Annotated in this window: 24 protein-coding genes; 13 read left to right on the forward strand and 11 right to left on the reverse strand. The window is 63.5% G+C overall.

The features are described 5' to 3' along the window. Positions 1–66 precede the first annotated feature (66 nt). Positions 67–519, forward strand: coding sequence for a GatB/YqeY domain-containing protein (locus tag N0P34_RS06445; RefSeq protein WP_275606191.1), 453 nt, complete (start codon positions 67–69; stop codon positions 517–519). Here N0P34_RS06445 and N0P34_RS06450 read toward each other — a convergent pair whose 3' ends face one another. Together N0P34_RS06450 and N0P34_RS06455 are read right to left on the reverse strand one after the other, a co-directional pair. Next, positions 520–1,668: a GGDEF domain-containing protein gene (locus tag N0P34_RS06450; protein ID WP_275606192.1), complete on the reverse strand. Its 1,149-nt coding sequence runs from the start codon at positions 1,666–1,668 to the stop codon at positions 520–522. Between the two features lie 101 nt (positions 1,669–1,769). Beyond that, positions 1,770–2,954, reverse strand: a complete 1,185-nt coding sequence (locus N0P34_RS06455) for an MFS transporter (RefSeq protein WP_275606193.1) — start codon at positions 2,952–2,954, stop codon at positions 1,770–1,772. A 191-nt stretch (positions 2,955–3,145) separates the two neighbouring features. Between N0P34_RS06455 and N0P34_RS06460 the strand changes: the two genes are divergently transcribed. Continuing rightward, the gene (locus N0P34_RS06460) at positions 3,146–3,709 is read left to right on the forward strand and encodes a DUF308 domain-containing protein (RefSeq protein ID WP_275606194.1); all 564 of its coding nucleotides are present in this window, start codon (positions 3,146–3,148) and stop codon (positions 3,707–3,709) included. Between the two features lie 4 nt (positions 3,710–3,713). Here N0P34_RS06460 and N0P34_RS06465 read toward each other — a convergent pair whose 3' ends face one another. Continuing rightward, complete coding sequence (locus N0P34_RS06465; protein WP_275606195.1) at positions 3,714–4,109, reverse strand: hypothetical protein; 396 nt, start codon at positions 4,107–4,109, stop codon at positions 3,714–3,716. Between the two features lie 57 nt (positions 4,110–4,166). Here N0P34_RS06465 and dnaG point away from each other — a divergent pair, with 57 nt between their 5' ends. The 5 genes from dnaG (at position 4,167) to N0P34_RS06490 (ending at position 9,243) form a co-directional block, all read left to right on the forward strand. Continuing rightward, positions 4,167–6,098: a DNA primase gene (gene dnaG / locus N0P34_RS06470; protein WP_275606196.1), complete on the forward strand. Its 1,932-nt coding sequence runs from the start codon at positions 4,167–4,169 to the stop codon at positions 6,096–6,098. Positions 6,099–6,286: 188 nt separating this feature from the next. Further along, entirely contained in the window at positions 6,287–8,338 is a 2,052-nt protein-coding gene (gene rpoD / locus N0P34_RS06475) for an RNA polymerase sigma factor RpoD (protein WP_275606197.1), read from the forward strand. Between the two features lie 9 nt (positions 8,339–8,347). Then, on the forward strand, positions 8,348–8,638 hold the full coding sequence (locus N0P34_RS06480) for a DUF2442 domain-containing protein (protein ID WP_275606198.1): 291 nt from the start codon (positions 8,348–8,350) through the stop codon (positions 8,636–8,638). A gap of 15 nt (positions 8,639–8,653) precedes the next feature. After that, positions 8,654–8,947, forward strand: a complete 294-nt coding sequence (locus N0P34_RS06485; RefSeq protein ID WP_275606199.1) for an HlyU family transcriptional regulator — start codon at positions 8,654–8,656, stop codon at positions 8,945–8,947. Positions 8,948–9,021: 74 nt separating this feature from the next. Further along, a complete protein-coding gene (locus tag N0P34_RS06490) occupies positions 9,022–9,243 on the forward strand; it encodes a hypothetical protein (RefSeq protein ID WP_275606200.1) in 222 nt (73 codons plus the stop codon). On the opposite strand, the gene N0P34_RS06495 is transcribed toward N0P34_RS06490, so the two are convergent. The 4 genes from N0P34_RS06495 to N0P34_RS06510 form a co-directional block, all read right to left on the reverse strand. Beyond that, on the reverse strand, positions 9,224–10,279 hold the full coding sequence (locus tag N0P34_RS06495) for an LLM class flavin-dependent oxidoreductase (RefSeq protein ID WP_275606201.1): 1,056 nt from the start codon (positions 10,277–10,279) through the stop codon (positions 9,224–9,226). The two genes, N0P34_RS06490 and N0P34_RS06495, sit on opposite strands and share 20 nt — an antisense overlap. A 96-nt stretch (positions 10,280–10,375) precedes the next feature. Continuing rightward, on the reverse strand, positions 10,376–11,056 hold the full coding sequence (locus tag N0P34_RS06500) for a tellurite resistance TerB family protein (RefSeq protein WP_275606202.1): 681 nt from the start codon (positions 11,054–11,056) through the stop codon (positions 10,376–10,378). Between the two features lie 133 nt (positions 11,057–11,189). After that, on the reverse strand, positions 11,190–11,582 hold the full coding sequence (locus N0P34_RS06505) for a hypothetical protein (protein WP_275606203.1): 393 nt from the start codon (positions 11,580–11,582) through the stop codon (positions 11,190–11,192). A gap of 289 nt (positions 11,583–11,871) precedes the next feature. Continuing rightward, positions 11,872–14,148 (reverse strand): OmpA family protein, encoded by a 2,277-nt coding sequence (locus tag N0P34_RS06510; RefSeq protein WP_275606204.1) that lies wholly within the window; start codon positions 14,146–14,148, stop codon positions 11,872–11,874. Positions 14,149–14,403: 255 nt separating this feature from the next. Between N0P34_RS06510 and N0P34_RS06515 the strand changes: the two genes are divergently transcribed. Both N0P34_RS06515 and N0P34_RS06520 read left to right on the forward strand, forming a co-directional pair. Continuing rightward, positions 14,404–14,823: a secondary thiamine-phosphate synthase enzyme YjbQ gene (locus N0P34_RS06515; protein WP_275606205.1), complete on the forward strand. Its 420-nt coding sequence runs from the start codon at positions 14,404–14,406 to the stop codon at positions 14,821–14,823. A 2-nt stretch (positions 14,824–14,825) separates the two neighbouring features. Then, positions 14,826–15,653 carry a sulfite exporter TauE/SafE family protein gene (locus N0P34_RS06520; protein WP_275606206.1) on the forward strand — a complete coding sequence of 276 codons (828 nt, stop codon included), beginning with the start codon at positions 14,826–14,828 and terminating at the stop codon, positions 15,651–15,653. Between the two features lie 216 nt (positions 15,654–15,869). On the opposite strand, the gene N0P34_RS06525 is transcribed toward N0P34_RS06520, so the two are convergent. Then, positions 15,870–16,586: an SIMPL domain-containing protein gene (locus N0P34_RS06525; RefSeq protein WP_275606207.1), complete on the reverse strand. Its 717-nt coding sequence runs from the start codon at positions 16,584–16,586 to the stop codon at positions 15,870–15,872. A gap of 206 nt (positions 16,587–16,792) precedes the next feature. Here N0P34_RS06525 and N0P34_RS06530 point away from each other — a divergent pair, with 206 nt between their 5' ends. Together N0P34_RS06530 and N0P34_RS06535 are read left to right on the forward strand one after the other, a co-directional pair. Further along, positions 16,793–17,944 carry a fumarylacetoacetate hydrolase family protein gene (locus tag N0P34_RS06530; protein ID WP_275606208.1) on the forward strand — a complete coding sequence of 384 codons (1,152 nt, stop codon included), beginning with the start codon at positions 16,793–16,795 and terminating at the stop codon, positions 17,942–17,944. 46 nt (positions 17,945–17,990) lie between these two features. Beyond that, positions 17,991–19,430: an aldehyde dehydrogenase family protein gene (locus N0P34_RS06535; RefSeq protein ID WP_275606209.1), complete on the forward strand. Its 1,440-nt coding sequence runs from the start codon at positions 17,991–17,993 to the stop codon at positions 19,428–19,430. A 48-nt stretch (positions 19,431–19,478) separates the two neighbouring features. Here the strand turns inward: N0P34_RS06535 and N0P34_RS06540 are convergent, their stop codons facing one another. The 3 genes from N0P34_RS06540 to N0P34_RS06550 are packed head-to-tail and all read right to left on the reverse strand — an operon-like array spanning position 19,479 to position 21,643. Next, positions 19,479–19,901 (reverse strand): DMT family transporter, encoded by a 423-nt coding sequence (locus N0P34_RS06540; RefSeq protein WP_275606210.1) that lies wholly within the window; start codon positions 19,899–19,901, stop codon positions 19,479–19,481. Then, positions 19,898–20,395, reverse strand: a complete 498-nt coding sequence (locus N0P34_RS06545; RefSeq protein WP_275606211.1) for a DMT family transporter — start codon at positions 20,393–20,395, stop codon at positions 19,898–19,900. Before N0P34_RS06545 ends, N0P34_RS06540 begins: the two co-directional genes overlap by 4 nt. A gap of 42 nt (positions 20,396–20,437) precedes the next feature. Continuing rightward, positions 20,438–21,643 (reverse strand): PLP-dependent aminotransferase family protein, encoded by a 1,206-nt coding sequence (locus tag N0P34_RS06550; RefSeq protein WP_275606212.1) that lies wholly within the window; start codon positions 21,641–21,643, stop codon positions 20,438–20,440. 488 nt (positions 21,644–22,131) lie between these two features. Here N0P34_RS06550 and N0P34_RS06555 point away from each other — a divergent pair, with 488 nt between their 5' ends. Further along, entirely contained in the window at positions 22,132–23,478 is a 1,347-nt protein-coding gene (locus tag N0P34_RS06555) for a PLP-dependent aminotransferase family protein (protein WP_275606213.1), read from the forward strand. A 122-nt stretch (positions 23,479–23,600) separates the two neighbouring features. Continuing rightward, positions 23,601–25,232: an MFS transporter gene (locus tag N0P34_RS06560; RefSeq protein WP_275606214.1), complete on the forward strand. Its 1,632-nt coding sequence runs from the start codon at positions 23,601–23,603 to the stop codon at positions 25,230–25,232. The last annotated feature ends 204 nt before the right edge of the window (positions 25,233–25,436 follow it).

The raw sequence follows: 25,436 nt of genomic DNA on the forward strand, positions 1-25,436 counted from the left end.
AGTAGCGCGCCCGGCGTTTCATGCCTATATGGGGGCGATAAATTGCATAGCAAGGAGCGTTTTCTCATGCGTGAAACGATCAGCGAAGGTCTCAAACTTGCGCTAAAAGCCCGCGATCAGCGCCGGACCGGCACGCTGCGCGCCATAAATGCGGCGATCAAGGACCGGGATATCGCTAATCGCGGCGACGGCAAGGGGCCGGCCACGCAGGACGAGATTCTGGCCATCATCCAGAAGATGGTCAAGCAGCGCGAAGAGAGCTTTGCCATCTATGCGCAGGCCGGTCGCTCGGATCTGGCGACGGTGGAAAAGGAAGAGATCGATATTCTCAACGAATTCCTGCCCAAGCGCCTTACAGACGAGGAAGTCGCCGCCGCAATTACCGCTGCAATCGCCACGGTCGGGGCGGCCGGACCGCAGGACATGGGGAAGGTCATCGGCCAGCTCAAGGTGGATTATCCGGGCCGGATCGACTTCGGCAAGGTCAGCGGGCAGGTGCGCGCGGCACTGACTGCCTGATCAGGCCACGAGGCGGAGTGCGGCCAGTTGTACCTGGTTGCGCCCGCTCCTCTTGGCCTTGTAAAGCGCCGCGTCGGCACGGCTGAGCAGCGAGCTGAAAGTTTCCTCGCCACCGCCCGATGCAAGCCCGGCACTGACCGTAGCGATGCCATTGTCGTGACCTGTGGGAATGGCCTTTGCCGCGAAGGCCGCGCGAATGCGCTCGGCAATGACGAGCGCCGCCTCCCGGTCGAGGCCCGGAAATACCACGCAGAATTCCTCTCCACCCAACCGGGCCGGAATGTCCGCCCCGCGAGTCTCGGCCCGGAGGGTCTGGGCGAAGCTCTGCAACACCTTGTCGCCGGCAGCGTGGCCGCGACGGTCGTTTATCTGCTTGAAATGGTCGAGATCGAACATGGCAACGACCAGTTCGGGCACGATTTCGTCCTCGGGGAAATGGGTGAATAGCGCGCGGCGGTTGAGAACACCGGTCAGAGAGTCAGTGTTTGCCTCGTGCCGGTGGCGGCGGGCAGCGCGGGCATGGTGCAGGGTGAGGGTTATGGCGCCGATGCCTGTCAGGCCAACAATCGACATGATGAGGTTGAAGTGCTCTGCCCAATTGTCGGGAGGGGCGTCTATAATTGCCCGGCCGTCGATGATCAGCATGATCGCGGCAGCGACGAAAGACGTCGAGACGAGGACGTAAAGGATCGTGTTGGCGACAAGAGCGACGGGCGCTTCGTGGCGGCCGCGCCAGTATTCCCAAGCGCAGAGCAGCATATAGGCCGCGGCGATCCAGTTGAGGATGAGGGTGCCGGTGCCCGAATAGCCGGCGATCAGCGGGATGGAGAGGCTGACCACGGATACGGCCCAGGTGATGATCGGGGACCTGAAGGTGCTGGCGGCGTTGCGGAACTGGCGGGCGCCTGCATAGATGAAGCTCATCCCCGAAATCAGCAGGAAATAGGGGACGAACTGGATGGTGAAGTCATAGGCGCCGTTGCGCAGGCCGAGAATGGCCATGCTCACCACGATCAGTCCGATGCCCGCAGCGCCGAGGGCAAGGTACTTTTCCCCACGCGCATTGTACCAGCCGATAATGAGAGCCCCCATCAGGGCCACGCTGGAAAACGTGATTGCGATCAACAATGACGCATTGTCGATGATCATGTGGCTCCCCCTCGCTCCCTTGCTGGTTGGTAACCTCCATTGTGGAAGTTTCCGTTACCAAACCCACGCAATTGCAATGGAGCGAGACGAGCCGTCGGCGGCTAACCGGCCAGGGTAGAAACCGGCGGGATCGCGCTGCTGCGTCGTTCTGCAAGATGCGAGCCGATGGCCAGGAGTACGGACAGGCTTGAGGCCGCCGCCCCGATGAAGGGCAAATTGGCGTAGCCGAAATTGGCTTCGAGCAGGACGGCGCCAAGGATAGCGCCAATGGCGATGCCGACATTATAGGCGGTGGGAATAAGCGAGGACGCCAGGTTCGGGGCGTCACTGGCCCAGGTGAGGATCCGGGCCTGCAGCGGCGAGCCGAAGGCGAAATTGGTGCCGCCCCACAAGAGGGCCAGAAACGCCATCGGCACCGCATAGGGGCTGACGAGGTGCACGATGATGAACAGCACGGCCTGGGCGGTGAGGATCACGGTGAGAGATCGCATCATGTTCCAGTCGGCGAGGCGCCCGCCGATGAACACGCCCGCAGTGGAGCCGACGCCGTAAAGCAGCAACATCCATGGCACAGTGCCGGTATCGAGGCGCGTCACCTCGATGAGAAATGGTGCGATGAAAGTGAAGAGGCTGTATTGGCCGACCATGACCAGGGCGGCGATGAGGAGTGAGCTCCAGACCTGCTGGCGGCCGAGGGCCTTGAATTCGCGGCGGAAACTGCTGGCACTGGCCCCTTCGCCAGCCCGCGCGGGCAGGAAAAGGGCGATAACGATGGTGGCCACGAGCCCGACCGCACCCACGGCCCAGAATGTTGCGCGCCAGCCATAGGCGCTGCCGACGGCCGTTCCCCCCGGAACGCCCAGAATGTTCGAGACGGTGAGGCCCGCCAGGATGAGGGCCACGGCAAAGCCCTTTCGGTTCGGCGGCGCTATGCTGACGGCAACAATGGCGGCGATGCCGAAAAACGTACCATGCACGAATGACACGAGGAGACGCGCGAGGAGCAGCAGCTCGAAATTCGGGGCGAGGGCGCTCAAGACCTGGCCAGCGACGAAGACCGATCCCAGCACGAGTATCAGCGTCTTGCGGCGCATCTTCTTGGTCACCAGCGCCAATAGCGGCCCGCCGATCGCGATGCCGATGGCATATCCCGAGATCAGGTAGCCGGCGACCGGCACGGTGACGCCGAGGCCCAGGGCGACCTCCGGGAGGACGCCGGCAATGACGAATTCGGCGGTGCCGAAGGCAAAGGCTGCAAGAAAGAGGGCGATGAGCGGCAAAGACATGAAGACAATACCGCCTGGTCGCGCGGCCTCAAAAAGGAAGACGGTTACATTCCATGGGCTGGCCCCTGGATCAATGCACAATTGGCAATCGCGGGTTTAGATAATCTAAAGCGATGCGAGACTGGCTGGAGCCGGTGCGACGCGCTAAACTGGACCGGCACCCGATGTTCCGGCGTGCATGGAGGGCACAGATGTCTATTTCATCCAGGACCAAAAAACGTTTCGCGCTGGCAACCGCCCTGCGGGGCGTATTCATGCTGTTGGCTGGACTCTACGCGGTGATCTTTCCGATCGATGCGCTGGCCGTGCTGGTGCTGTTCGGTGGCGTGCTGTTGCTGATCGATGGCGCGCTGGGGCTTTGGAGCCTGACGTTCGGCGGCGGCAAAAGCGGCAATTACTGGTTCGACGTTATCGCCAATGCGGCATCGCTCATTCTTGGCATCGTCATCCTGATCAGCCCGTTCCTCGCGACGATCTTCACGGTGACGTTCATGTCGACGCTGGTCGGCATCGCTGCGCTGTTCGTTGGCGTGATGCAGATCGTGGTGGTGGTCCGGGAGCGTGAAAGCTATGCGCGGATCTGGCCCGTAGTGCTCTCGGGCATCTCCTATGTGCTGCTGGGGCTGGTGTTCCTCCTGTTCCCGGTGTTGACGGCGGCGGTCGGCGTGATCATGGGCGGGGTCGTGCTCATCATTCTGGCCATAGGGCTGTTCGGCTGGGCCTGGCGGCTCTACCAGCGCAGCAAGGAAGCCTGAGCGCTCAACGATAGGTGACGGCCACGCCGGCGACAGTGTCGTCGTTGCGGAAAATCTGGGCGTCGGCGGGCAGGCTCAGTTCGAGAGCCTGTCCGGCGGTCCAGCGCGGCGCAAAATCGGTGCTTGCGCCCACGGAGACAAAGCTGGCGACATCGTCGGGAACGGTCGCTCCCGGCTGTAACAGTGCAGCCTGGGTATTAGGCGGCGTGTCCTCGCCACACACCCGTGAAAAGGTGACGAGATCGAAGGCCCCATCCGGCGCGGCCAGCCGGGACTGCTCGGTGATGGTGCAAGCCGGAAAGATGTCGGCGACGAACCAGAGGACCGTGCCGATCATCAGCGCGGGCAGCGTGGTCAGGGCGAGCAACATGGTCAGCGGCAGTTTTTTGTATCGAGACATGCTGTGGATAAGTTCCTTGACCGTGACTCGGCGCGTCAGAGTGCTTACTTAACACGCATGCGCTTCTCCGATCAGTTCCTGGAAGAAATTCGACAGCGCCTGTCCATCACGCAGGTGGTGGGCGAGCATGTGCTTTGGGACAAGCGCAAGAGTCAGCCCGGCAAGGGCGACATGTGGGCCTGCTGCCCGTTTCACAATGAAAAGAGTCCGAGTTTTCATGCCGACGACCGGCGCGGCATCTATCACTGCTTCGGGTGTGGCGCTTCGGGCGACCATTTCCGGTTCCTGACTGAGAAAGTCGGCCTCAGTTTCCCGGAAGCGGTGGAAAAGCTGGCGGGCATGGCGGGCGTGCCGATGCCGGCGCGCGACGAGCGGATCGAAAAGCGCGACGCGGCGCAAAAGAGCCTGCTCGATGTCATGGAATTGGCCACGAAATATTTCGAAGCGGCCCTGGCGCACAATATTGGAGCGCGGGCGCGCGGCTATCTGTTCGAGCGCGGCGTTTCCCCGATCAGCCAGACCCGCTTCCGGATCGGCTTTGCGCCGGACAGCCGCAACGGGCTCAAGGAGCACCTGGCGGCCAACGGCGTATCGGCGCAGGCGATGATCGATACTGGCCTCGTGACCAGCCGGGACGACGATCCGCTGACCTATGACCGGTTCCGCAACCGGGTGATGTTCCCGATTTCGGACTTCAAAGGGCGTGTGATCGCCTTTGGTGGCCGGGCGATGAGCCCGGACGTGCCGGCGAAATATCTCAATTCGCCGGAAACCCAGCTCTTTTCCAAGCGCCAGACGCTTTACAATGGTCATTCGGCGCGGGCTGCGGTGCGCAACGACGCCACAGTCGTCGTGGTTGAAGGCTATCTCGACGTGATCGCGGCGGTGTCTGCCGGCTTTGAGGGCGCGGTGGCGCCGCTCGGCACCGCCTTGACGGAAGAGCATCTGCAATTGCTCTGGCGGATGGCAGAGGTGCCGGTGCTGTGCTTTGACGGCGACAAGGCCGGTCTCAAGGCAGCCGAGCGGGCCATCGATATCATTCTCCCCCATCTCAAGCCCGGACGCAGCGTCAAGATCGCGACCCTGCCCGAGGGGCAGGACCCGGACGATCTGATCAAGGCCCAGGGTCGGCAGGCCTTTGCCGATGTGATCGACACGGCGCGCAGCCTTTCGGACATGGTGTGGAGCCTTGAGACGGGTGGGCTGGTGCCGGAGGCGCCGGAAGAGCGAGCAGCCCTGCAGGCGCGGTTGCGCGAGCGCGCCAATGTCATCGGCGACAGCAGTGTGCGCTTCCACTACCAGCAGGCGTTTGACGAAAAATTGAAGGCGTTCTTTGCCCCGCTTCGGCAGGGGCGGGATGCAGGCCGGGGGCGGCCCGCCTATGGACAGAGTGGGGCCTACGGATTTCCGTCGCGGGGAACGCCGCGCCTTGTCGTTTCCGACACGCTGCGCAATTCGCGGCTGATGCGGCCGAGCGCCGTGGCCAATGTCACGCCACGCGAGGCGACGATCATCCTGACCCTCGTCAACCACCCGTCTCTCGTGGAGCACAGCTTCGAAATTCTGGCGGCGCTCGATTGCGAAACGCCGCTGGCGCAGAAGGTGCTGAGCGACATCCTCGCGCTCGTGGTGCGACACCATGACATCTCCGCCGACGATCTCAAGTCCGCGCTGGGCGCGCGCGGGCACGGGGAAGCGCTCGAACGCATGCGCGACACATTGTTGCGCCAAGGTGTGTGGCAGGCGGGGCCGGAAACCGCAGCGACGGACGCCGAGATCGGATTAAGTCATGCGCTGGCCTTGCATAACAAGAAAGTTCAGCTAAATAGGGAATTGAAGGCAGCCGAAGCCGCGCTGGGCGAAGACCCGAGCGAAGAAACCTTTGAACGGCTGCGAGACATCAAGAACCAGATTACCACTGTCGATGGCACAGAGGCATTGATCGAAGGGTTTGGTTCGCTATCGGGACGCGCGACTCGCAGTTTTTAGGATCGACCTAAAAGCCTGTGACGACGCGCGCTTTTTGCGTATGCGGATTATCGCTGGCGCAGTCCCAATGCGAGCCATGATAGACCGGGTCGTTAACGGCTTGGTGACCAAACCTTTACCTTGTCTTGAGCTGTCCCCACCTATGACAAGTCCGGCGCCCGATGACCGCGGGTCCCGAGGAGTAGCAGATGGCCACCAAGGCAGCGAACAAAGTCAGCAAGGACACCGAGAAGCCCGAAGCCGGGGCTCCCGAGACGTCCAATGACAGCCCCCTGATCGACCAGAACGATGCTGGGGTCAAGAAGCTGATCAAGGTCGCCAAGAAGCGCGGCTACGTCACTTATGAAGAATTGAATGCCGTCCTGCCTTCCGACGAGACCAGCTCGGAGCAGATCGAAGACTTCATGTCCATGTTCTCGGAAATGGGCATCAACGTCGTCGATGAGGACGAGGTCGAAGAGACCGAAGTCGAGAAGGACGAGGAAGACACCGGTACGGAGGTCGCCCCTTCCGCCGGCACGGCCGTCGCCAATACCTCGAATGCAAAGTCGGGCTCGGACCGTACCGACGACCCGGTGCGCATGTATCTGCGCGAAATGGGCTCGGTCGAGCTTTTGAGCCGCGAGGGCGAAATCGCCATCGCCAAGCGCATCGAGGCCGGTCGCGAGACCATGATCGAGGGCCTCTGCGAAAGCCCGCTGACCTTCCAGGCTATCATTATCTGGCGCGATCAGCTGGCGCAGGGTGAAATCCTGCTGCGCGATATTATCGATCTTGAAGCCACTTATGCCGGCCCGGACGCCAAGCAGGCGGCGCCGACCGTGGAAATGCCGGTCAAGGCCGAACCCGAGACGAGCAAGGACAAGCCCAAGGCCGCCCCAAAGCGCGCCTCGTCGGGCGAAGATGACGATTACGTCCCCGAAGAGCCGGAGCCCCCGCAGGATCCGGTCGAGGACGATGACGACGAATTCGACAACGCCCTGTCGCTCTCGGCCATGGAAGCCGAGCTCAAGCCGCAGGTTGTGGAGACCTTCAACCGCATCGCCGAGGCCTATGGCCAGATGCGCGAGATGCAGGATCGTCATGCCGAAGACCGATCCGCCGCCATATCGGATGCCGAAACGGAACAGCTGAGTGCGTTGCGCGGCGAAGTCATCACCGATGTGAAGTCGCTCTCGCTCAATGCCAGCCGTATCGAAAGCCTGGTCGAGCAGCTCTACGACATCAACAAGCGTCTGGTGAAGCTCGAAGGTCGCCTGCTGCGCCTGGCCGAAAGCTATGGCGTCAAGCGCGAAGCCTTCCTGCAGAACTACTACGGGCGTGAGCTCGATCCGACCTGGGAACAGGGGCTGGAAAGCCTGGCCGGCAAGGGCTGGGGCGAATTTGCACGCCGCGAAGCCGACACCGTCCACGACATCCGCCAGGACATTGCGACGCTGGCCACCGAGACCGGTCTCGATATCGCCGAATATCGCCGCATCGTTCACAAGGTGCAGAAGGGCGAGCGCGAAGCTGCGATCGCCAAGAAGGAAATGGTCGAGGCGAATTTGCGTCTCGTGATCTCCATCGCCAAGAAGTACACCAACCGCGGCCTGCAGTTCCTCGATCTCATCCAGGAAGGCAATATCGGCCTGATGAAGGCGGTCGATAAGTTCGAATATCGTCGCGGCTACAAGTTCTCGACCTATGCGACCTGGTGGATCCGCCAGGCGATCACCCGTTCGATCGCCGACCAGGCGCGCACCATCCGTATTCCGGTGCACATGATCGAGACGATCAACAAGATCGTCCGCACCAGCCGCCAGATGCTCCACGAAATCGGCCGCGAGCCGACGCCGGAAGAGCTCAGCGAAAAGCTGCAGATGCCGCTCGACAAGGTCCGCAAGGTCCTCAAGATCGCCAAGGAGCCGATCTCGCTCGAGACGCCGATCGGTGACGAAGAAGATTCGAACCTGGGCGATTTCATCCAGGACTCGAACGCGATCCAGCCGATCGATGCGGCGATCCAGTCGAATCTGCGTGAAACCACCACGCGGGTTCTGGCTTCGCTGACGCCGCGCGAAGAGCGCGTGCTGCGCATGCGCTTTGGTATCGGCATGAACACCGACCACACCCTTGAAGAGGTTGGCCAGCAGTTCTCGGTGACACGCGAGCGTATTCGCCAGATCGAGGCCAAGGCGCTGCGCAAGCTCAAGCACCCGAGCCGGAGCCGCAAGCTGCGGAGCTTCCTCGACAATTAGGAGCTGCCTATGGCAACTCCCCGTCTCAAAATAACGTCCATCCGGGCCGCCATCCCCTACAAGCTGGTGGTGGTGTTCTCGGATGGAACACAGGGCACCTTCAACGCGGGACCCATGCTCGCCGAACGGGGTGAGGGGACCGAGCCGCTTCGGGATCGTGCCTATTTCGCCAAGGTAGGCCTCGCCAACGGGGTGCCGACCTGGCCCAACTATTTTGACATCTCCCCGCTATGGTTGCAGGAAGAGATGGAAAAGCGCGGCGAGCTGGTGCGACCCCGGCCGGTGCGCAGACCGCAATAAGGAGGAGGGCCGCTCATGTCGTTTTTCAAGAAGCTTTTTGGTGGTGGGCAAGCCGCCACCACCGAGCCAGCCGGTGACAAGGTCATGGGCGAGGAAAGCTACAAGGGCCACCTTATCAAGGCTATCGAGATGAAGGCCGGCGGTGAGCTACAGCTTGCCGGAACCATCGAGAAGGATATTGGCGGCGAGCTCAAGATTTACCGCTTCATCCGTGCCGACCGCATGAATTCCCGCGACGATCTGATTGCGCTTGCACTGAGCAAGGGCCGGCAGATCATCGACGAGCAGGGCGACCACATCTACCGCTGATCCCCATTACTGAATCCAACGAAGACCGCGGGCCCCCCGGGCTCGCGGTCATGTTTTGTCCAAAGGAGTTTATCATGGCCAGAAAGCCAACAGCCCGCACCGAATTCGTCATGTTCAACGTCATTTACGAAGACGGCTCGCAGCGCTCCAACCGCAAGGTCGACGCCAATCTGCTCGGTGGCCTCGACGGGGATGAACCCGCCAAGGCCGCTATCGAGGAACAGGACCGCGCCATCTCCGAAAAGTCCGGCGTGCCCCCGCTGGCGATCCGCTCGATCACACGCTCGGGGAAGTAGTCCCCAAAGCCTTGTCGATCGCGGGCTTGACCACTGTGCCATAGAGCTCGATCGACTTCATGACCTTGTCATGAGGCAGTGTCCCGACACTGAGCTGAAGGCCGAAGCGATCGTGGCCGAACCACTCGTGCTGCATCAGGATCTTGTCGATGACCTCCTGCGGCGAGCCCATGTAATAGGCGCCTTCCGGAGTGGCGCCGGCGTCAAACTGTGCCCGGGTGGATGGCGGCCATCCGCGCTCTGCCCCGATGCGGCTCATGGCGGCGCTATGGGCTGGGAAGGCAATGTCGCGCGCCGCCTGGCTATCCTCGGCAATGAAACCGTGGCCGGAAACGCCCAGCTTCAGCATCGAGGCGGCGTGGCCGACCTTGGCGCCGGTCTGGCGATAGAGTTCGACCAGCGGCACGAATTGGCGCGGTCGTCCGCCGATGATGGCAATCATCAGCGGCAGGCCATGATAGGCGGCGCGGGCCACGGAATTGGGCGTGCCGCCGACGGCGATCCACAGCGGCAGCGGATCCTGCACGGGCTTGGGGTAAATCTCGAGACCCGGAATGGGCTGGGTGTGCTGGCTGCCCGGCCAGGCGATCTTGCCGCCCTTGCGGATGGCCAGCAGCATTTCGAGCTTTTCCTCGAACAGATCATCATAATCGTCGAGCTTGTAGCCGAAGAGCGGGAAGCTCTCGATGAACGAGCCGCGGCCCGCCATGATTTCGGCCCGGCCATTGCTGATAAGATCGAGCGTGGCAAATTGCTGGTAGACGCGAACCGGGTCCTCCGAGCTGAGGACGGTGACAGCGGTCGACAGCCGGATGGATTTGGTGCGCGCTGCAGCTGCGGCAAGAATGGTGGTCGGGGCCGAAGCGACATAGTCGGGCCGGTGATGCTCACCCAGCCCGTAGAAGGCCAAGCCAAGCTGGTCGGCCAGCTCGATTTCCTCGATCAGGTCGCGAAGGCGTTCCGCTGGCGATTGCAGCGCATTGCCGTTCAACGGATCGGGGGTGTTTTCCGCAAATGAGTAAAGTCCGAGTTCCATGGTGATCTCCTTGCCGCCAGAGATGGCGGCCGAGTGCAGGGACTGCAAGAACGCACATGGGTGTTACCGCGCGCCTCTCGACGCGCGGTAACTCAATCAGACAGTGTTGGCGGAGGGCGTATAGGCGAAGGGAGAGGGTGGGGTCGAAGCGGCCTGCGGCGCGCTTTCTCCGGCGGCCTTGTGGATCTCGGAGACGAGTGCCGGCGCAAGCTTGAGCTTGCCGGCCAGGACCTCGAGATAGGCCTGCTCGGCCGCGGTATCGGCCGAAATGGCGACCAGAGATGCGGCGTAGATTTCGGCGGCATGCTCGGGCGTATCGGCGCGCGCGACCACTGCGTTGATGTCGAGAGGGCTTGAAAGCTCGTCAAACACCCATGCCTTTTCCTCGGCCGAAAGCGACATCGCCTTGAGCTTTTCGAAAATGGCTTCCTTTTCTTCCGCGTCGATCCGACCATCGGCCTTGGCTGCCGCGATCATGGCGCGAACCAGGGTCTTGCCGAGTTCTTCATGGCCCTGCGTGTCCGCGTGGGCGGGAATGAATGCGTCCTCACGGGATGGAGCCCCGGACGGTTGCTGGCGCTGGTAATTCTGCCAGGCACTGTAGGCCAGGCCACCCAGAGCCGCCACGGCGCCCAATTTGGCCGTGCCCTCCAGCAATTTTCCGGCCTTCCCGGAAAGCAGCATGCCAGCAGCCAAGCCGGCCGCACCGGTCACGGCGGTACGCTGCGCATTGGGGTCGGTCTGCAGCGTCTTGAGGATCTGATCGATATTGAACATTCAAGCTCCCTTGGTGTTCGGATCAAGGTGGGGACGGGGATGGCCCGATGCAATAAGGGGCACAAACAAAAGGCCCCAGCTGATGCTGGGGCCCAGAGACCTCGGGGGAGGACCGAGGCGGGGGTCTTAAAGCTTAGGCGCCCGGGGCGGGGGCCGGAGCGGTTTCCGTGCCAGTGGCAGGAGCCGCATCAGTTGCCGGAGCCGGAGCTTCGGTTGCCGGGGCCGCGTCGGTAGCCGGGGCCGGAGCCTCAGTCATCGGGGCCACTTCAGTTGCCGGGGCGGGCGCTTCAGTCATCGGGGCCGGAGCCACCGCGGGGTCGGTCACAGGGCTTTCAATGGCAGGGGCGCCATTGACATCAACAGTCGTCGACGGGCCCGAATTGGCCGAGAAGACAAGATAGCCGATGGCCAGAAGTGCCAGGGCGACGATGATGCCGACAAACCAGCCCGTACCATTGCTTTCGCGGGTATATACGGTGCGGTTGCCGTCTTGGGTGTAAACAGTATCGCGTTCCGGGGTAGCCATATGTTCGCTCCTTTGTTTCAACGCTGGCTAAAGAACGCGACCTATGCCCGAGAGTTCCCTTAAGCGTGATCACATCGCCCAAAACAATTATGGCAGGAAAAAGACTTAGGCGAGACAACGGGATAGACATGCCGTTTCTGCGGCATGCGGCGGTTCACCTTCGTGCCTGTTTGGAGCTTGGTCCGACATTTCTCCGCCAAGAAGAGGGTCCGCACGCACGCAAGAGGCCTTCTCGGCACAAAAAAGGGGCCGGTGGACCGGCCCCCTTGTCGATTGTGTGCGCTGGTGATCAGTTGCTGGCGAGCGTGATCAGCGGGGTGATGCGGCGGATGGTAACCCGGCGGTTTTCCCGCTCGGCCGCTTCGGTCCGGATCTTCAAATAACGTTCGCCATAGCCCTGGGTGGCCAGGTTTTCCGGCGGAACGCCGTAGAAGTCGGTCAGAATGCGCGCCACGGTGGCTGCGCGCAGATCCGACAGGCCCAGATTGGAGACATCCGAGCCAACCGCGTCCGTGTGACCTTCGATAAGGAAGGTTTCGGCCGGGTTCTGCTGCAGCAGGCCGAGCATGGCGTTTGCAACGCCCGAGAGTGCCCCGACCTGATCACGGCCGATGGTTGCGGCACCCGTGTCGAAGGTGAGGTTGCCCACTTCGAGACGACGGACACTGTCGCGGACACGTGCGGAGCGCTTCACCTCATCGATGGAGTAGATGCGGGCGACCTGTTCCACCGGCGGCTGGCGGAAGAAGACTTCCAGCTCGTCCTCGTCGGCAAACTCGGCGTCGAGCACATAGTCCCGCACCGGGATATTGAGGCGCAGGGGCGGCAGGTTTGCACCGGGGTCGCGCCACTCGAGCAGGTCCGTGTCATAGCGTTCGTCGAAATAGGCGAGCACGACCTCCTGGCCATCCGGGGTAATGCGCGAGCGGCGCAGGATATCGCCATTGGCATTGCGGACGGTGACGACCTTGCTGCCATCGGGCCGGGTGATGGTTTCGCGGACCCGTCCATTGCGCAGGTTTTCGTAGAAGACCTCGTCCTGCTGGGCATTGTAGAAGCGGTCCGTGTCCTGGCCGATGGAATTGACGACGAGCTGGCTACCGACCTGGAAGATCACCTGGGTGATTGCTTCGCCCGGTCCCAAAGGCTGGACGGCGGGCGGCTGGACATTGTTCTGCTGAACGTTGTTCTGCTGGCCGATATTGGTGGTCGAATTGTCGACATTGGTCGTGTTGTTGGTGACGTTGTTGACCACATTGGTCTGGTTGACGATCGTCACGTTGGGCGGCAGGGCCGTCGGCGCCGCGGGGGCCCCGGTAACCTCAAAAACCTGACCTTCTTCAGCAGTCACCGAAACGATCTGCGCCTCGGCCGGTGCGATGAGGGTCTGGGCTTCAAAATCGCTGGTCGGCGGCGGCGGGGGCGGAGCCTCCGGCTGGGCCGGGGCTGCAGGAGCGACGGGAGCGCCTTCTGGAGCAGGAGCCGCTGGGGCGCCTTCCACGGCCGGCGGCGGTGGTGCAGCGTCGTCCTTGGCGCTGTCGAGGACCGGTGCGACCTGTTCCTGGGTGATGCCTTCGGGGAGGTCAGGGATAATCTCGGCCGGGGCGCCTTCAGGGGTGAGAAGCTGCTCGCCCGGGGCTGGCGGAGGCGGCTGCTCGCCGGCTGCGGGCGGCTGGGCGTCAGCCGGAGCGGGTGCTGGCGCTGCGGGCTGCTCAGGCGCGGGCGCTGTGGGCAAGGCGGGGATCGCAGGCAGTTGCAGGCCGAAGTTTGCAAGGCAGGTTTGTTCGTCGCCCAGGCCGGCTTCGGCGCAGAGGCGGGCTATTTCGGCACGTGCAGCATCGATCCGGGCCTGGGCACCGGCGGGGTCATTGCCCGCCATCAGATCGGCAACGGCGCCGTTGTAAGCTTCCACCTGGGCGCCGAGAAGGGCGCCGTAATCGGCAGCCGGTGCTGCGGGGGCAGCAGGCTGTTCTGCAGGCGGTGCTGCTTCAGCGGCGGGTGCCGGAGGCGCTTCGGGCGCGGGAGCCGCTTCTGGCGCAACTTCGACCGGAGCGGGGGCTTCGGGAGCAGGCTGAGCCTCCACAGGAGATTCGGCGGCCGGCTGTTCAACAGGCGCTTCGGGCTGCGGGGCAGGCTCCTCGACCGGCGCTTCCGGAGCGGGCTCGGCCGGCTGTTCGACCGGGGCCTCAGGCTGGGGTTCGGAAGGCTGCTCGGCAGGCGGTGCTTCGGCAGGCGGCTGCTCGGCCGGGGCTTCAGGCTGGGGTTCTTCGACAGGTGCTTCCGGCTGGATTTCCTCTGCCGGAGGGGCTTCCTCCAGCACAGGGGCCGGGGCGCCGCCGTTAATGGCCGCGATGCACTCATCCAGGCTCGTATAGCCGGCGACGATGCATAGCTCCGTCAAAGCGCCTTGCGCGGCCTCGAGGGCAGCGGCGTCGCCGCTTGCCTGGGCAGCAGCATAGGCTTCGTAGGCAGCGCGCAAATCCCCATCCTGGGCATTGGCGGATAGCGGTGCGAGTGCGAGGAGACCGATGCTGGTGCCGGTCAAGAGCCAGTTTTTGAGGCGCATTATTGATTCCTTCGTCGTCTCGGAGACACGTTGGCACGAGCATCGCGGCAAGCGTCTGAACCCAATCTGAATGGGGAAGGGGGCTTGATTGAGGCCCTCCCTCCGCTGAAAGGCCCCAACGCCGGGCATTAGAGACAGTTCCCCCAGCTTTCTGATGAGCCTCGCGCTGGACAGAACAAGGCGCAATTGGGGCGGTGGACGGATTGGGGCGGGCCAGCCTCTGGTTCCTGCGGCACGTCGTGCTAGCGTGCCGACATGCGCCAAGCCATCGACAGCTTAACAATCGAAACGCGCGGGCAGGGTCTGTTCGACTTCACCGCCCGGCTCCGTGATGTCGTGGCAGCCAGCGGCGTCGAGACCGGACTTCTGACCGCGTTCGTGCGCCACACGTCGTGTTCGTTGCTGATCCAGGAAAACGCCGACCCGGATGTCCAGACGGATATGATGGGGTTCTTCCGGCGTCTTGTGCCCGAGGGCATGGACTGGCTGGTGCATACGACGGAAGGTGCGGACGACATGCCGGCCCATATCAAGGCGGCGCTGACCCAGACCTCACTGGGTATTCCCGTTGCCGACGGGCGGCCCGTGCTGGGGATTTGGCAGGGCATCTATCTTTTTGAACACCGCAGGCGCCCCCATCGGCGCGAGGTGGTTTTACATCTTATCGGGGAATGAGCATGGATTGGAACGCCGTCCTGGCCTATTGGCCGTTCGTGGTGGGGATGCTGGCGACCGGAGTGGTCTCGGGCATCGCTGCGGGCCTGCTCGGAATCGGCGGCGGGGCAGTGATCGTGCCGGCCCTTGGCAATGCGCTGCTGCTGATGGGATTTGATCCCGACATCGTCCAGCACGTTGCGGTGGGCACCTCGCTTGCCATCATCATTCCGACGGGGATCATGAGCGCGCGGGCGCATCACAAGCGCGGTGCGGTGGACATGAAGGTGTTCCGGCTGTGGGCGCCGTTCATCGTGGCGGGGACATTCATCGGCGGGCTCATGGCGGGCTGGTTTTCCGGAGATGTGCTGCGCATCGTCTTTGCGGTCCTGGCCTTTGTCATCGCGGCCAATATCCTGTTTTCGTTCCAGACCAAGCTGATGGGCCATCTGCGCAATTCGGCCGGCACCCACAGAGCTGCAGGCTTTGTGGTGGGGTACCTGTCGTCGCTGATGGGGATTGGCGGCGGCTCGCTGACCGTGCCCACGCTGGTGTCATTTGGCGAGACCATGCACAAGGCGGTGGGGACCTCGGCGGCCATCGGCGTTGCCATTGCGCTCTCGGGAACGCTGGGCTTCCTTATTTCCGGATGGGGCGTGGCGGACCTGCCGCCGCTTAGCCTGGGCTATATCAACCTTGTCGCGCTGGTGCTGGTCGGCGTCCTGGCCGCGTTCTGCGCACCGTTGGGGGCTGCGCTGGCGCATCGGCTCGACCAGAAGACGCTGAAATATGTCTTTGCGGCCTTCCTCGTGCTGGTTGGCCTCAACATGGTTTGGAAGGTGTTGGCGTAGGAGCCGCGCCTATGATTTCGAGGCGGCATGGCCTCCGATCGGGAGGGGTTGGTGGGGACGGGTGACTACGGAAGCCGTCCCCACCGCCCCGAGCCCCTCAGAGAGGGGATCCGGGTAGCTCACACGCTTATGGCCCCAAAATTGCGGGGCCATTGCATGAGGTGATTGGCATGGGCGATTTGGCCGAAACGTGGCAAAATCGCGTTCCTGCACCGTTTAGTTGGCTTTGTTGTCCAAATCCCACTCGACCTTGACGGTGATGGCAAAGCTCATTTCGCCGGCTTCGACCGGCACGGGCGCGGAGGCAGCCATCTCGGCGCGGGCATACATTGGATAGGGCTGGGGAGAGTTAAAACCCTGGCTTTCCACGATAGATTCGAGCTCGCCGAGGGTCGCGCCGGCGGCGGTGGCATAAAGTTCGGCCTTCTTGCGGGCATCGGCAAAGGCAGACTTGCGGGCCTCATTGTAAAGCTCGGCCGGGTCAGCCACCGAGAAGCTGACGCCATTGATGGTGTTGGCGCCGACGGTAACGGACTTGTCCAGGATTGAGCCGAGTTCGGCAAGATCGCGCACGGCAACGCTGACGGTGTTGGACACCTGGTAGCCATTGATCTTGGGCGGCAGGGAGTAGCCGTTCTCGTCGCGGGCGTCCGAATAGACATAGTTCGGGCTCACCGAAAAGCCCGAGGTCTGGATGTCGCGGGCCTCGATGCCCTCGGCCTTGAGGGCGGCGATCAGTTCGGCCATGGAAGCGGTGTTGGCATCCAGCGCCTCGCGCGCGGTGCTGCCCTGGGTGGTTACGCCCGAGCTGATCATGGCCATGTCCGGCGCGGCGCGCACTTCGCCCTGACCCTCGATGGTGATCGACCCGGCATAGGCCGGGATTGCGGTGGCGATGAGGGCGAAGGGTACGAGGGCGCTCGATAGACGCATGAGAGACTCCTTGGTCACACAGGGATGGAGAGATGTCCCCATCTAATGCGTCAGTATTGCGGCGTGGCTGAACGGAAACTGAACGCCTTCCGGGCAGCACTTTGCGCCGAGATGTCGACTATAAGTATGACTTTTTGCCGGTTTGGCTTGCGCCCGGTCGTCATGCCGGGTTAGTCACTCGACAACAAAAGCGGGAGGCAAGAAACATGGGCAGCAACTCGATCCCCGGCGGCGTCTTGATCGGACGCGCCCGCGTGCCGGGATACGCATATCCGCGTATCGTGACGGTGCGGGACGGACAATTGGTGGATATCACCACCAAGGGGTTCGCGACCGTCCGGGACATTGCCGAAAGCGGCAAGGCGGCTGAACATGTTCGCAGTGCAAACGGCAAAATCCTGGGTGACGCCGAGACGGTCCTCGGCAAGCCCTTCAATGGTCCGACCGATGCGGATCAAATTACCCTTCTCTCTCCCATCGATCTGCAGGCTATTAAGGCCTCCGGCGTCACCTTTGTCGTTTCGCTGCTCGAAAGAGTAATCGAAGAGCAGGCGCGCGGGGATAAGTCTCGCGCCGACGACTTGCGCGCCGAAATTCTCGACCTCATAGGCACCGATCTCAGCCAGCTGGTGCCGGGCTCTGATGGCGCCATGAAGGTCAAGGCGGCGCTGATCGAAAAGGGCGTCTGGAGCCAGTATCTGGAAGTGGGCATCGGCCCGGATGCGGAAATCTTCACCAAGGGCCAGCCGATGAGCTCGGTGGGCCATGGCGCCGAGGTTGGCCTCCACCCGATTTCGAGCTGGAACAATCCCGAGCCGGAAGTGGCGCTGCTGGTGACAAGCCGTGGCGAGATCATCGGCGCGACGCTTGGCAATGACGTCAATCTGCGCGACGTCGAAGGCCGTTCGGCCCTGCTCCTGGGCAAGGCCAAGGACAATAACGCTTCGGCTTCGCTGGGCCCGTTCGTGCGGCTCTTCGATGGCGAGTTCACGCTCGAAACGATCAGCCAGTCCGAGATCGTGCTCCGCGTCGAGGGCGAGGATGGCTTCGTGCTCGAAGGCCATTCCAATATGGGCCAGATCTCGCGCACCCCCGCGTCGCTGGTGGAAGCCACGATCGGCGGGCACCATCAATATCCCGATGGGCTGGTGCTCTATCTCGGCACCATGTTCGCGCCCGTCAAGGATCGCGACGGGGCCGGCAAGGGGTTCACCCACAAGATCGGCGACATTGTTTCGATTTCGACGCCGAGCCTGGGTACACTTTCGAACCGGGTGAACCTATCTACCAAATGCCCCCCCTGGACCTACGGCTCCAGCCATTTGCTGCGCGATCTGGCTCGCGCCGACCTTCTCTAGCGCACTGCGTCTCGCGCTGACCCACACGATCCGAAAGGCTTGCGATATGACCGAACTGCACAAGAACCTCATCGACGGCGACTGGGTGGGGACTGATGGGATTGAGAACATCAATCCCTCCAATCTCAGTGATGTGGTGGGCGTCTATGCCCGCGCTTCCGTCGAGGAGGCCAATCGGGCGATCGCTGCCGCCAAGGCAGCGTTTCCGGCCTGGTCGCGCTCGGGCATTCTCGAGCGCCACGCCATCCTGCGCAAGACCGCCGACGAGATCCTGGCGCGCAAGCAGGAACTGGGCGAGCTCTTGAGCCGCGAAGAGGGCAAGACGCTGCCAGAAGGCATTGGCGAGGTGACCCGCGCCGGCCAGATCTTCGATTTCTTTGCCGGCGAAGTGCTGCGTTTGGCGGGCGAGATCTTACCGTCCGTACGCCCGGGCGTGAATGTTGAAATCACCCGCGAGCCGCTGGGTGTCATCGGCATCATCACGCCGTGGAATTTCCCGATCGCCATTCCGTCCTGGAAGATCGCGCCGGCGCTGGCTTATGGCAACACCGTGGTGATCAAGCCGGCCGACCTCGTGCCGGGCTCGACCTGGGCGATTGTCGATATATTGGTGCGGGCCGGCCTGCCCAAGGGCGTCCTCAACCTCGTCATGGGCAAGGGCTCGGTCGTCGGCCAGACCATGCTCGACAGCAAGGACGTCACCGCGATCTCCTTCACCGGGTCGGTGGGGACGGGCAAGCGCGTGGCGGCCGCCTCGATCGAGCACAACCGCAAGTTCCAGCTGGAAATGGGCGGCAAGAACCCGACCATCGTGCTGGACGACGCCGACCTCAAGATCGCCGTCGAATCGGTGGCGCAGTCGGCCTTCTTCTCGACCGGCCAGCGCTGCACGGCGGCCTCGCGCGTGATCGTCACGGAAGGGATCCACGACAAATTCGTCGAGGCCCTGGCCGAGCGCACCCGCAATCTGCGTGTTGGCGATGCTCTCGACAAGAACACCGAGATCGGTCCCGTGGTCGATCCCAGCCAGCTCAAGCAGGACACCGATTATATCGAGATCGGCAAGGCCGAGGGCGCCAGGCTTGTCGCCGGCGGCGAGCGGGTGAAGGCGGCGACGGACGGCTACTTCCTGCAGCCGACGCTCTTTACCGAAGCCACAAACTCGATGCGCATTGCCCGCGAGGAAATCTTCGGGCCGGTTGCGGCGGTGATCAAGGCCAAGGACTATGAAGAGGCCCTGGCAATCTCCAACGACACCGATTTCGGCCTCAGTGCGGGTATCGTCACCACCTCGCTGAAATATGCGACGCACTTCAAGCGCAATTCGGAAGCGGGCATGGTGATGGTCAACGTGCCGACCGCGGGCGTCGACTTCCACGTGCCGTTCGGCGGGCGCAAGGGCTCGAGCTATGGCCCGCGCGAGCAGGGCAAATATGCGGCCGAGTTCTTCACCGTGGTGAAGACGGCCTATACCGCCGCGGGCTAAGCGGATCGACATTGCTTTGAGAAGACGGGGCCGATGGGCCCCGTTTTTTTATGGCCGGCGCTGGGTGAGGGCCATGCCGGCGAGGATCAGGACCACGCCGAGGACGCAGGCCCAGAGGGTGATCGGCTGGCCACGCAACAGATCGAAAATCACCCCGAAGACCATCTGGCCGGCGATGACCATGATCGTGGAATTGACCGCACCAATGCGGGTGATGAGCCAGGAGCCGGCGGTGACGAAGACCACGCCGATAGCGCCGCCCGAATAGATCCACCAGGGCATTTCAGCCAGATTGGCTGGAATAAGGCCGCCAAGCACGAGACCAATAAGCGTGAGGAAAACGAAGCCCACGATGTGGTTCCAGAACGAGGAGATCAGCGGCGTCGTGGACATGGCCAGCCGGCCATTGACCTGGCGGCTGAGGATGATCAGCGTGCCGGCGATGAAGGCGGCGAAAATGGGAAGGATCATGCCGCACCGAGGCCGAAGAGGATGATGAGGAGGGAGCCGGCGGCGATGAGGGCAACGGCACCGGCGTCGCGCCAATCGAGGCGGCGCCTGGGCAGGCCGAGCAGCCCCCAGAAATCGGCGGCGAGGCTGAGGATGACCTGGCCGGCCAGACCCAGCGCCAGCGTGCCGGCGAGGGCGAGGGGCGAATTGACCGAGGTGGAGGTCAGCATGACCGTCGCGGCGCCGATGATGCCGCCGAGATAGCCCCAAAGCGGGGCCTTGCCGACTGTTTCGCTGGCCTGGGCGGCGGCTCGGCGCTGGTCGCGCCAGACAAGGGCGAGCAGGGGAATGGCGACGATTGTCCCCACGCCATGCGCCAGCCAGGAGGAGAACATCGCCCCGCCGAACCGGCCTGCTTCTCCATTGACGAAGACGGCAAGGGTGAGGAGGCCGCCGCTGGCGAAGGCAGCAAGAAAATGCAGCGGGTTGTACCGCTGCGTCGGGATGGAGGGCATGGCCGGGATCCGATTCGACTGTCCCCGCGATGGTAGCAGAGCCTAGCGGCCCATTGCGGCCCGTTTCTTGCGCGGCGCGTTGATAAGGGCGCAGAGCTTGTAGATGCCGATTTCGATCTGGGCTTCGTCGGCGAGCGAGAAGCTGAGGCGCATCGCATTGCGGCCGGAGCCATCGGTGAAGAAGGCGCCGCCGGGCACGAAGGCAATGTCCGCGGCGATGGCTTCGGACAAAAGCCCTGTGGCATCAATGTCTTCCGGCAGTGTGAGCCAGATGAACATACCCCCTTCCGGCCGCGTCCAGCGCAGCGCAGGCGGGGCATGGCGCTCGAGCGCGGAGAGCATGGCATTGCGCCGGGCGCGATAGGTGATGCGGCTGCGCTCGATCTGCGCCTCGAAGCCGGTGAGGGCGACATGATGCATGAGGCGCTGGTTGAAGGTGGCGGTGTGAAGATCGCCGCCCTGCTTGAACAATGCCAGCTTGCGGATGAGGGCGGCCGGGCCGCAGACCCAGCCGATGCGCAGGCCGGGGGAAAGCGTCTTGGAGAAGGTGCCGCAATAGAGGGTGCGGGTCAGTTCGATCGAGCCCGATTGCTGTTGGTCGAGGGCGGCGATGGGCGGCAGGTCGGCCCCGTCATAGCGCAGATCGGTATAGGCGGCGTCCTCGACGATGAGGGCATTGAGCCGTTCGGCACGGCTGAGGGCGGCTAGACGTGCGCCCCGGTCCATCGTGCGGCCATCGGGATTGGCGAAATCCGGTATGAGATAGAGGAGCTTGGCCGGATCGGTGGCCACGTCCAGCGGTGCATCATGGGCAGCGAAGCGGGCGCCATAGGACGTAAAGCACTGGAGCGCGCCGAGATAGGACGGGCGGGAGACGAGGACAGTGTCGCCCTGGTCGAGCGTGAGCTTGCCGATGAGGTCGAGCGCCTGCTGGGAGCCGGAGGTGACGAGGATATTGTCCGGACCGGCGGCGACGCCCTTTTTGCCCATATAGTCGGCAAGCCATTGGCGCAGCGGCAGAAAACCCTCGGTCGTCGAATATTGCAGGGCCTCGCGGGCGCTGGCGGGGCCTGCAAAGATTTCGCGGGCCGCCGCCTGGAAATCGCCGAGGGCGAAGAGGCTGGGGTCGGGAATGCCGCCGGCAAAGGAAATCATGGTGGGGCGGCCGACAAGCTTGAGCAGTTCGCGGATTTCCGAGGCCTTGACGGTTTCGGCGCGGGCGGAAAGACGGAAGGCGCTGGCGGTCATTTTGTATCACCCCTCTGCGAATATGGACGATACAATCACTGAAGTATTGTTATGTCAATATAGTTGACATTATGGTGGCGCCATGGCCAGTTTTCGCTGCGGTTTCTTCTGCTTATGCCCGTCGATGGCCGGTTTTTGCCTCGCCTCTCATGTCATCCTTGTACGGGTGAATTGTATCAGCGTCGGCGGTGGCGAGGATAAATCCGGGGATCAGCGGGGGAGGTGGTTGTCAGGGAAGTAGGGGCTGTCGGCCGGGCCAGAAAGGCGTTTTGCCGGCGCGTGGGCGACAACGCACCAGACTGGGCCGTTGAGCGGGTGGTTGCGGGTCACCGGCTGGGCGGAGGCGCTTTTTGCATTCGCACTGGGCGCGAATTGGTTAGCAAAGTGTTAGCATTGGCGGGCTCGAACTGCGGATTGGTGGACCCCTGTGAAGACGTGCTGTAAGGTCGAGTGATGCATATGATACAATTTCCGCGATGAGCGATACAATGTCGAGCCAATCCGACGAACTGAGCGGCGTGGCCGTGCATGAGCGCGTGGCCAATGCAGTCGTGCGCGCCATCGCCGAGGGGCGGTATCGGGCTGGGGACAAGCTGCCGACCCATCGGGCGCTGGCGCGGGAAATGTCGGTGTCCATCGGCAGCGTGACCCGCGCCATCGACACGTTGAGCGCGCGCGGCGTGGTGAGCAGCGAAGTCGGGCGGGGCACATTTGTGCGCCAGCAAGCGGCGCCGCCCGGGGAGGCGCAGGGCTTTGTCGATCTCTCGATCAATGCGCCGCCGCCGCTGGTCAGCGCCGGGCAATGGGCCGAGGCCAGCGCGCTGGCCAATGAGCGGGCGCTGTTGCTGCCCAATGGCGGCTATGTCGATTTTACCGGCACGCCGGCGCAGCGGGCCGTCGTCGCCAATTGGATCGGCCAGCGCCGGTCGCCCATGGCGGCCGATGACATCGTTTTGGTCAACGGCGCCCAGCAGGGGCTGCATCTGGCCTTTGCTGCGCTGAAGGATGTGGTGCGGGCCGTGATCACCGAGGGCGCGAGCTTTCCGGGCGCCATTGCGGCAGCGGGAATTCTCGGCCTGCCGGTATTGCCGGTGGCGCGGGACGACGAAGGGCCCTTGCCCGATGCGCTGGCGCGCCTCCTGGCCGAAACGGGCCCGGCGGCGGTCTATTTGACCCCGGTGTGCCAGAACCCGATGGGCTATGAAACCGGTCCGGCGCGGCGGGCGGAACTGGCTCGGGTGGTGGCGGACAAGGGCGGCTATATCGTCGAGGACGATATTTACGGGATCTATTCGACCAAGCCAGGGCCGCTCTATCGCGATCTCGTGGCCGAGCGGACATTCTTCGTCACGTCTTTTTCCAAGAGCCTGACGCCGCTGATCCGGCTGGGGGTGATCGCGCCGCCGGCGGCCTTCATGGCCAGTGTGCGGCGGCGGATGCGGGCGGAGAGCTGGGGCCTGCCGCCGCTGACGGCCGAACTGGGTGCGGCCATGATCGAGACCGGGATCGCCGACGCCGTCTTGCCGGTGCTGCGCACCGAGGCGCTGGCGCGGCTCGAGATGACGCGGACCATTCTGGGTCTCGGGGCCATGCCGATGCCGGCAGGCGCGCCGCATGTGTGGCTGCCGCTCGATCCCTTGCGGGCCGAGCAATTGGCGCGACGGGCGAGCGAAGCCGGATTGCGGCTCGGAGCCCCTTCGACCATGCAGGTCGGCCCCGAGCCGGTCGGGGGCCTGCGCCTCTGCATTGTCGCGCCCCCCAATCGACGACAATTGGAAAGAGGATTGCGCATTCTGGCGCGGCTTCTGGTGGAGGACGAGGAGGTTCTCGTTTAGCGCCACATTTGTGCCCACGAAGCAGGAACCAACGCCGCTGGCCGGGGTTCGGCCTAAGCGATCAGCCTTGCCTCGGAAGTGGGCATGGCGCATGAAAACAAGAGGCAGAATTGAGAGGCCCAATGTCCGAGCGCCCATCCATACTGGCGCCATTTCGCCACGAACATTTCCGCCTGCTGTGGCTGGCGACGCTGGTGTCCAATCTTGGCGGGCTGGTGCAGTCGGTCGGGGCGGGCTGGATGATGACGACCCTCACCACTTCGCACAATATGGTGGCGCTGGTGCAGGCCTCGACGACGCTGCCGATTATGGTGTTTTCCATCGCCGCGGGGGCGCTGGCCGACAATTTCGACCGGCGCACAGTGATGCTGATCGCCCAGTCGGGCATGGCGCTGGTGTCGCTGGTGCTGGCCGTCTTCGCCTTCATGGGCCTCCTCAATCCCTGGCTGCTGTTGACCTTCACCTTTCTCATCGGCTGCGGATCGGCGCTGTTCAACCCATCCTGGCAGGCCTCGATGGGCGATCTCGTGCCCAGGGATGAGCTGCCGGGTGCGGTGACGCTCAATGCCATGGGTTTCAACATGATGCGAAGCGTCGGCCCGGCAGTGGGCGGGCTCATCGTTGCCTTTGCAGGGGCCAGCGCGGCTTTCGCCATCAATGCGGTTTCCTATCTGGCGCTGATCGGGGCGCTTTGGCGCTGGAAGCCCAACCGCGTCCCGGCGCGGCTGCCGCGCGAGACGCTGGGGCGGGCCATGTGGGCGGGCATTCGCTATGTGTCGCTGTCGCCCAATCTGCTGACCGTGCTGTTCCGCGGCTTCCTCTTCGGCGTTGCGGCCATCGTGGTGCTGGCGCTGTTGCCGTCGGTGGCCAGCGAATTCGTCGGCGGCGGGGCCATGGTCTATGGCACGCTGCTCGGTTGTTTCGGGCTGGGTGCTATCATCGGCGCCTTCCTCAATGGGCGCGTGCGCCAACGCTTCAGCAATGAAGCCATCGTGCGCATGGCATGCCTTGGCTTTGCCATTGCCTGCGTGACGCTCGGCTTTAGCCGCGATCCCATCCTCAGCCATCTGGCGTTGTTGCCGGCCGGCGCCTGCTGGGTTCTGGCGCTGTCGCTGTTCAACGTCTCGATCCAGCTCTCCTCACCGCGCTGGGTGGTGGGGCGGGCGCTCTCGCTCTACCAGACTGCCACCTTTGGCGGCATGGCGGCGGGCAGCTGGCTCTGGGGCGCGGCAGCGGACAGCATCGGGCCGGACTGGGCGCTGGCCTCGGCAAGCGTGGTGCTGATCCTCTGCATGCTGGTGGGGTTCCGCCTGGCCCTGCCGCAGTTCGACGACCGCGACCTCAACCCGCTCGACACCTTCAACGAACCCCTGCTGCGGCTCGATCTCAGGCCGCGCAGCGGGCCGATCATGGTGATGATCGATTATCACATCGCCCAGGAGGATATTCCGCGCTTTTTGGGGCTGATGAGCGAGCGACGCCGTATCCGCATGCGAGACGGGGCGCGGCAATGGTCGCTGCTGCGTGATTTGGAACATCCCGAATTGTGGGTCGAAAGCTACCACGTGCCGACCTGGATCGACTATGTCCGGCACAATATGCGGCGCACCAAGGCCGATGCGGACAATATCGACCAATTGCGGGCGTTGCACCGGGGCGAAGGCAATCCGATGGTGCATCGCATGATCGAACGCCAGACCGTGCCGCTCAACGATACGACGCCGCTGCGCGATACCCCGGAGGTTGGGCCTTAGGCGGCGGGGGTTTCAGGATGGTTGCGGCCTAGGGTGACAAACAAGGCCCCCCACCCTCGTTCCCTCCCCACAAGGGGGAGGGAGGCGGATGGGTTTGCAGCGTCGAGTGCCGAACGGACCCCCACCTAACCTCCCCCTGGGAGGGGGAGGGATCGGCCGGTGGCCCTCAAGCTTCTAGCGCAAACTCAGGCCGATGGGACGCTC

It is taken from the genome of Devosia sp. FJ2-5-3 (assembly GCF_029201545.1).
Taxonomy (GTDB): Bacteria; Pseudomonadota; Alphaproteobacteria; order Rhizobiales; family Devosiaceae; genus Devosia.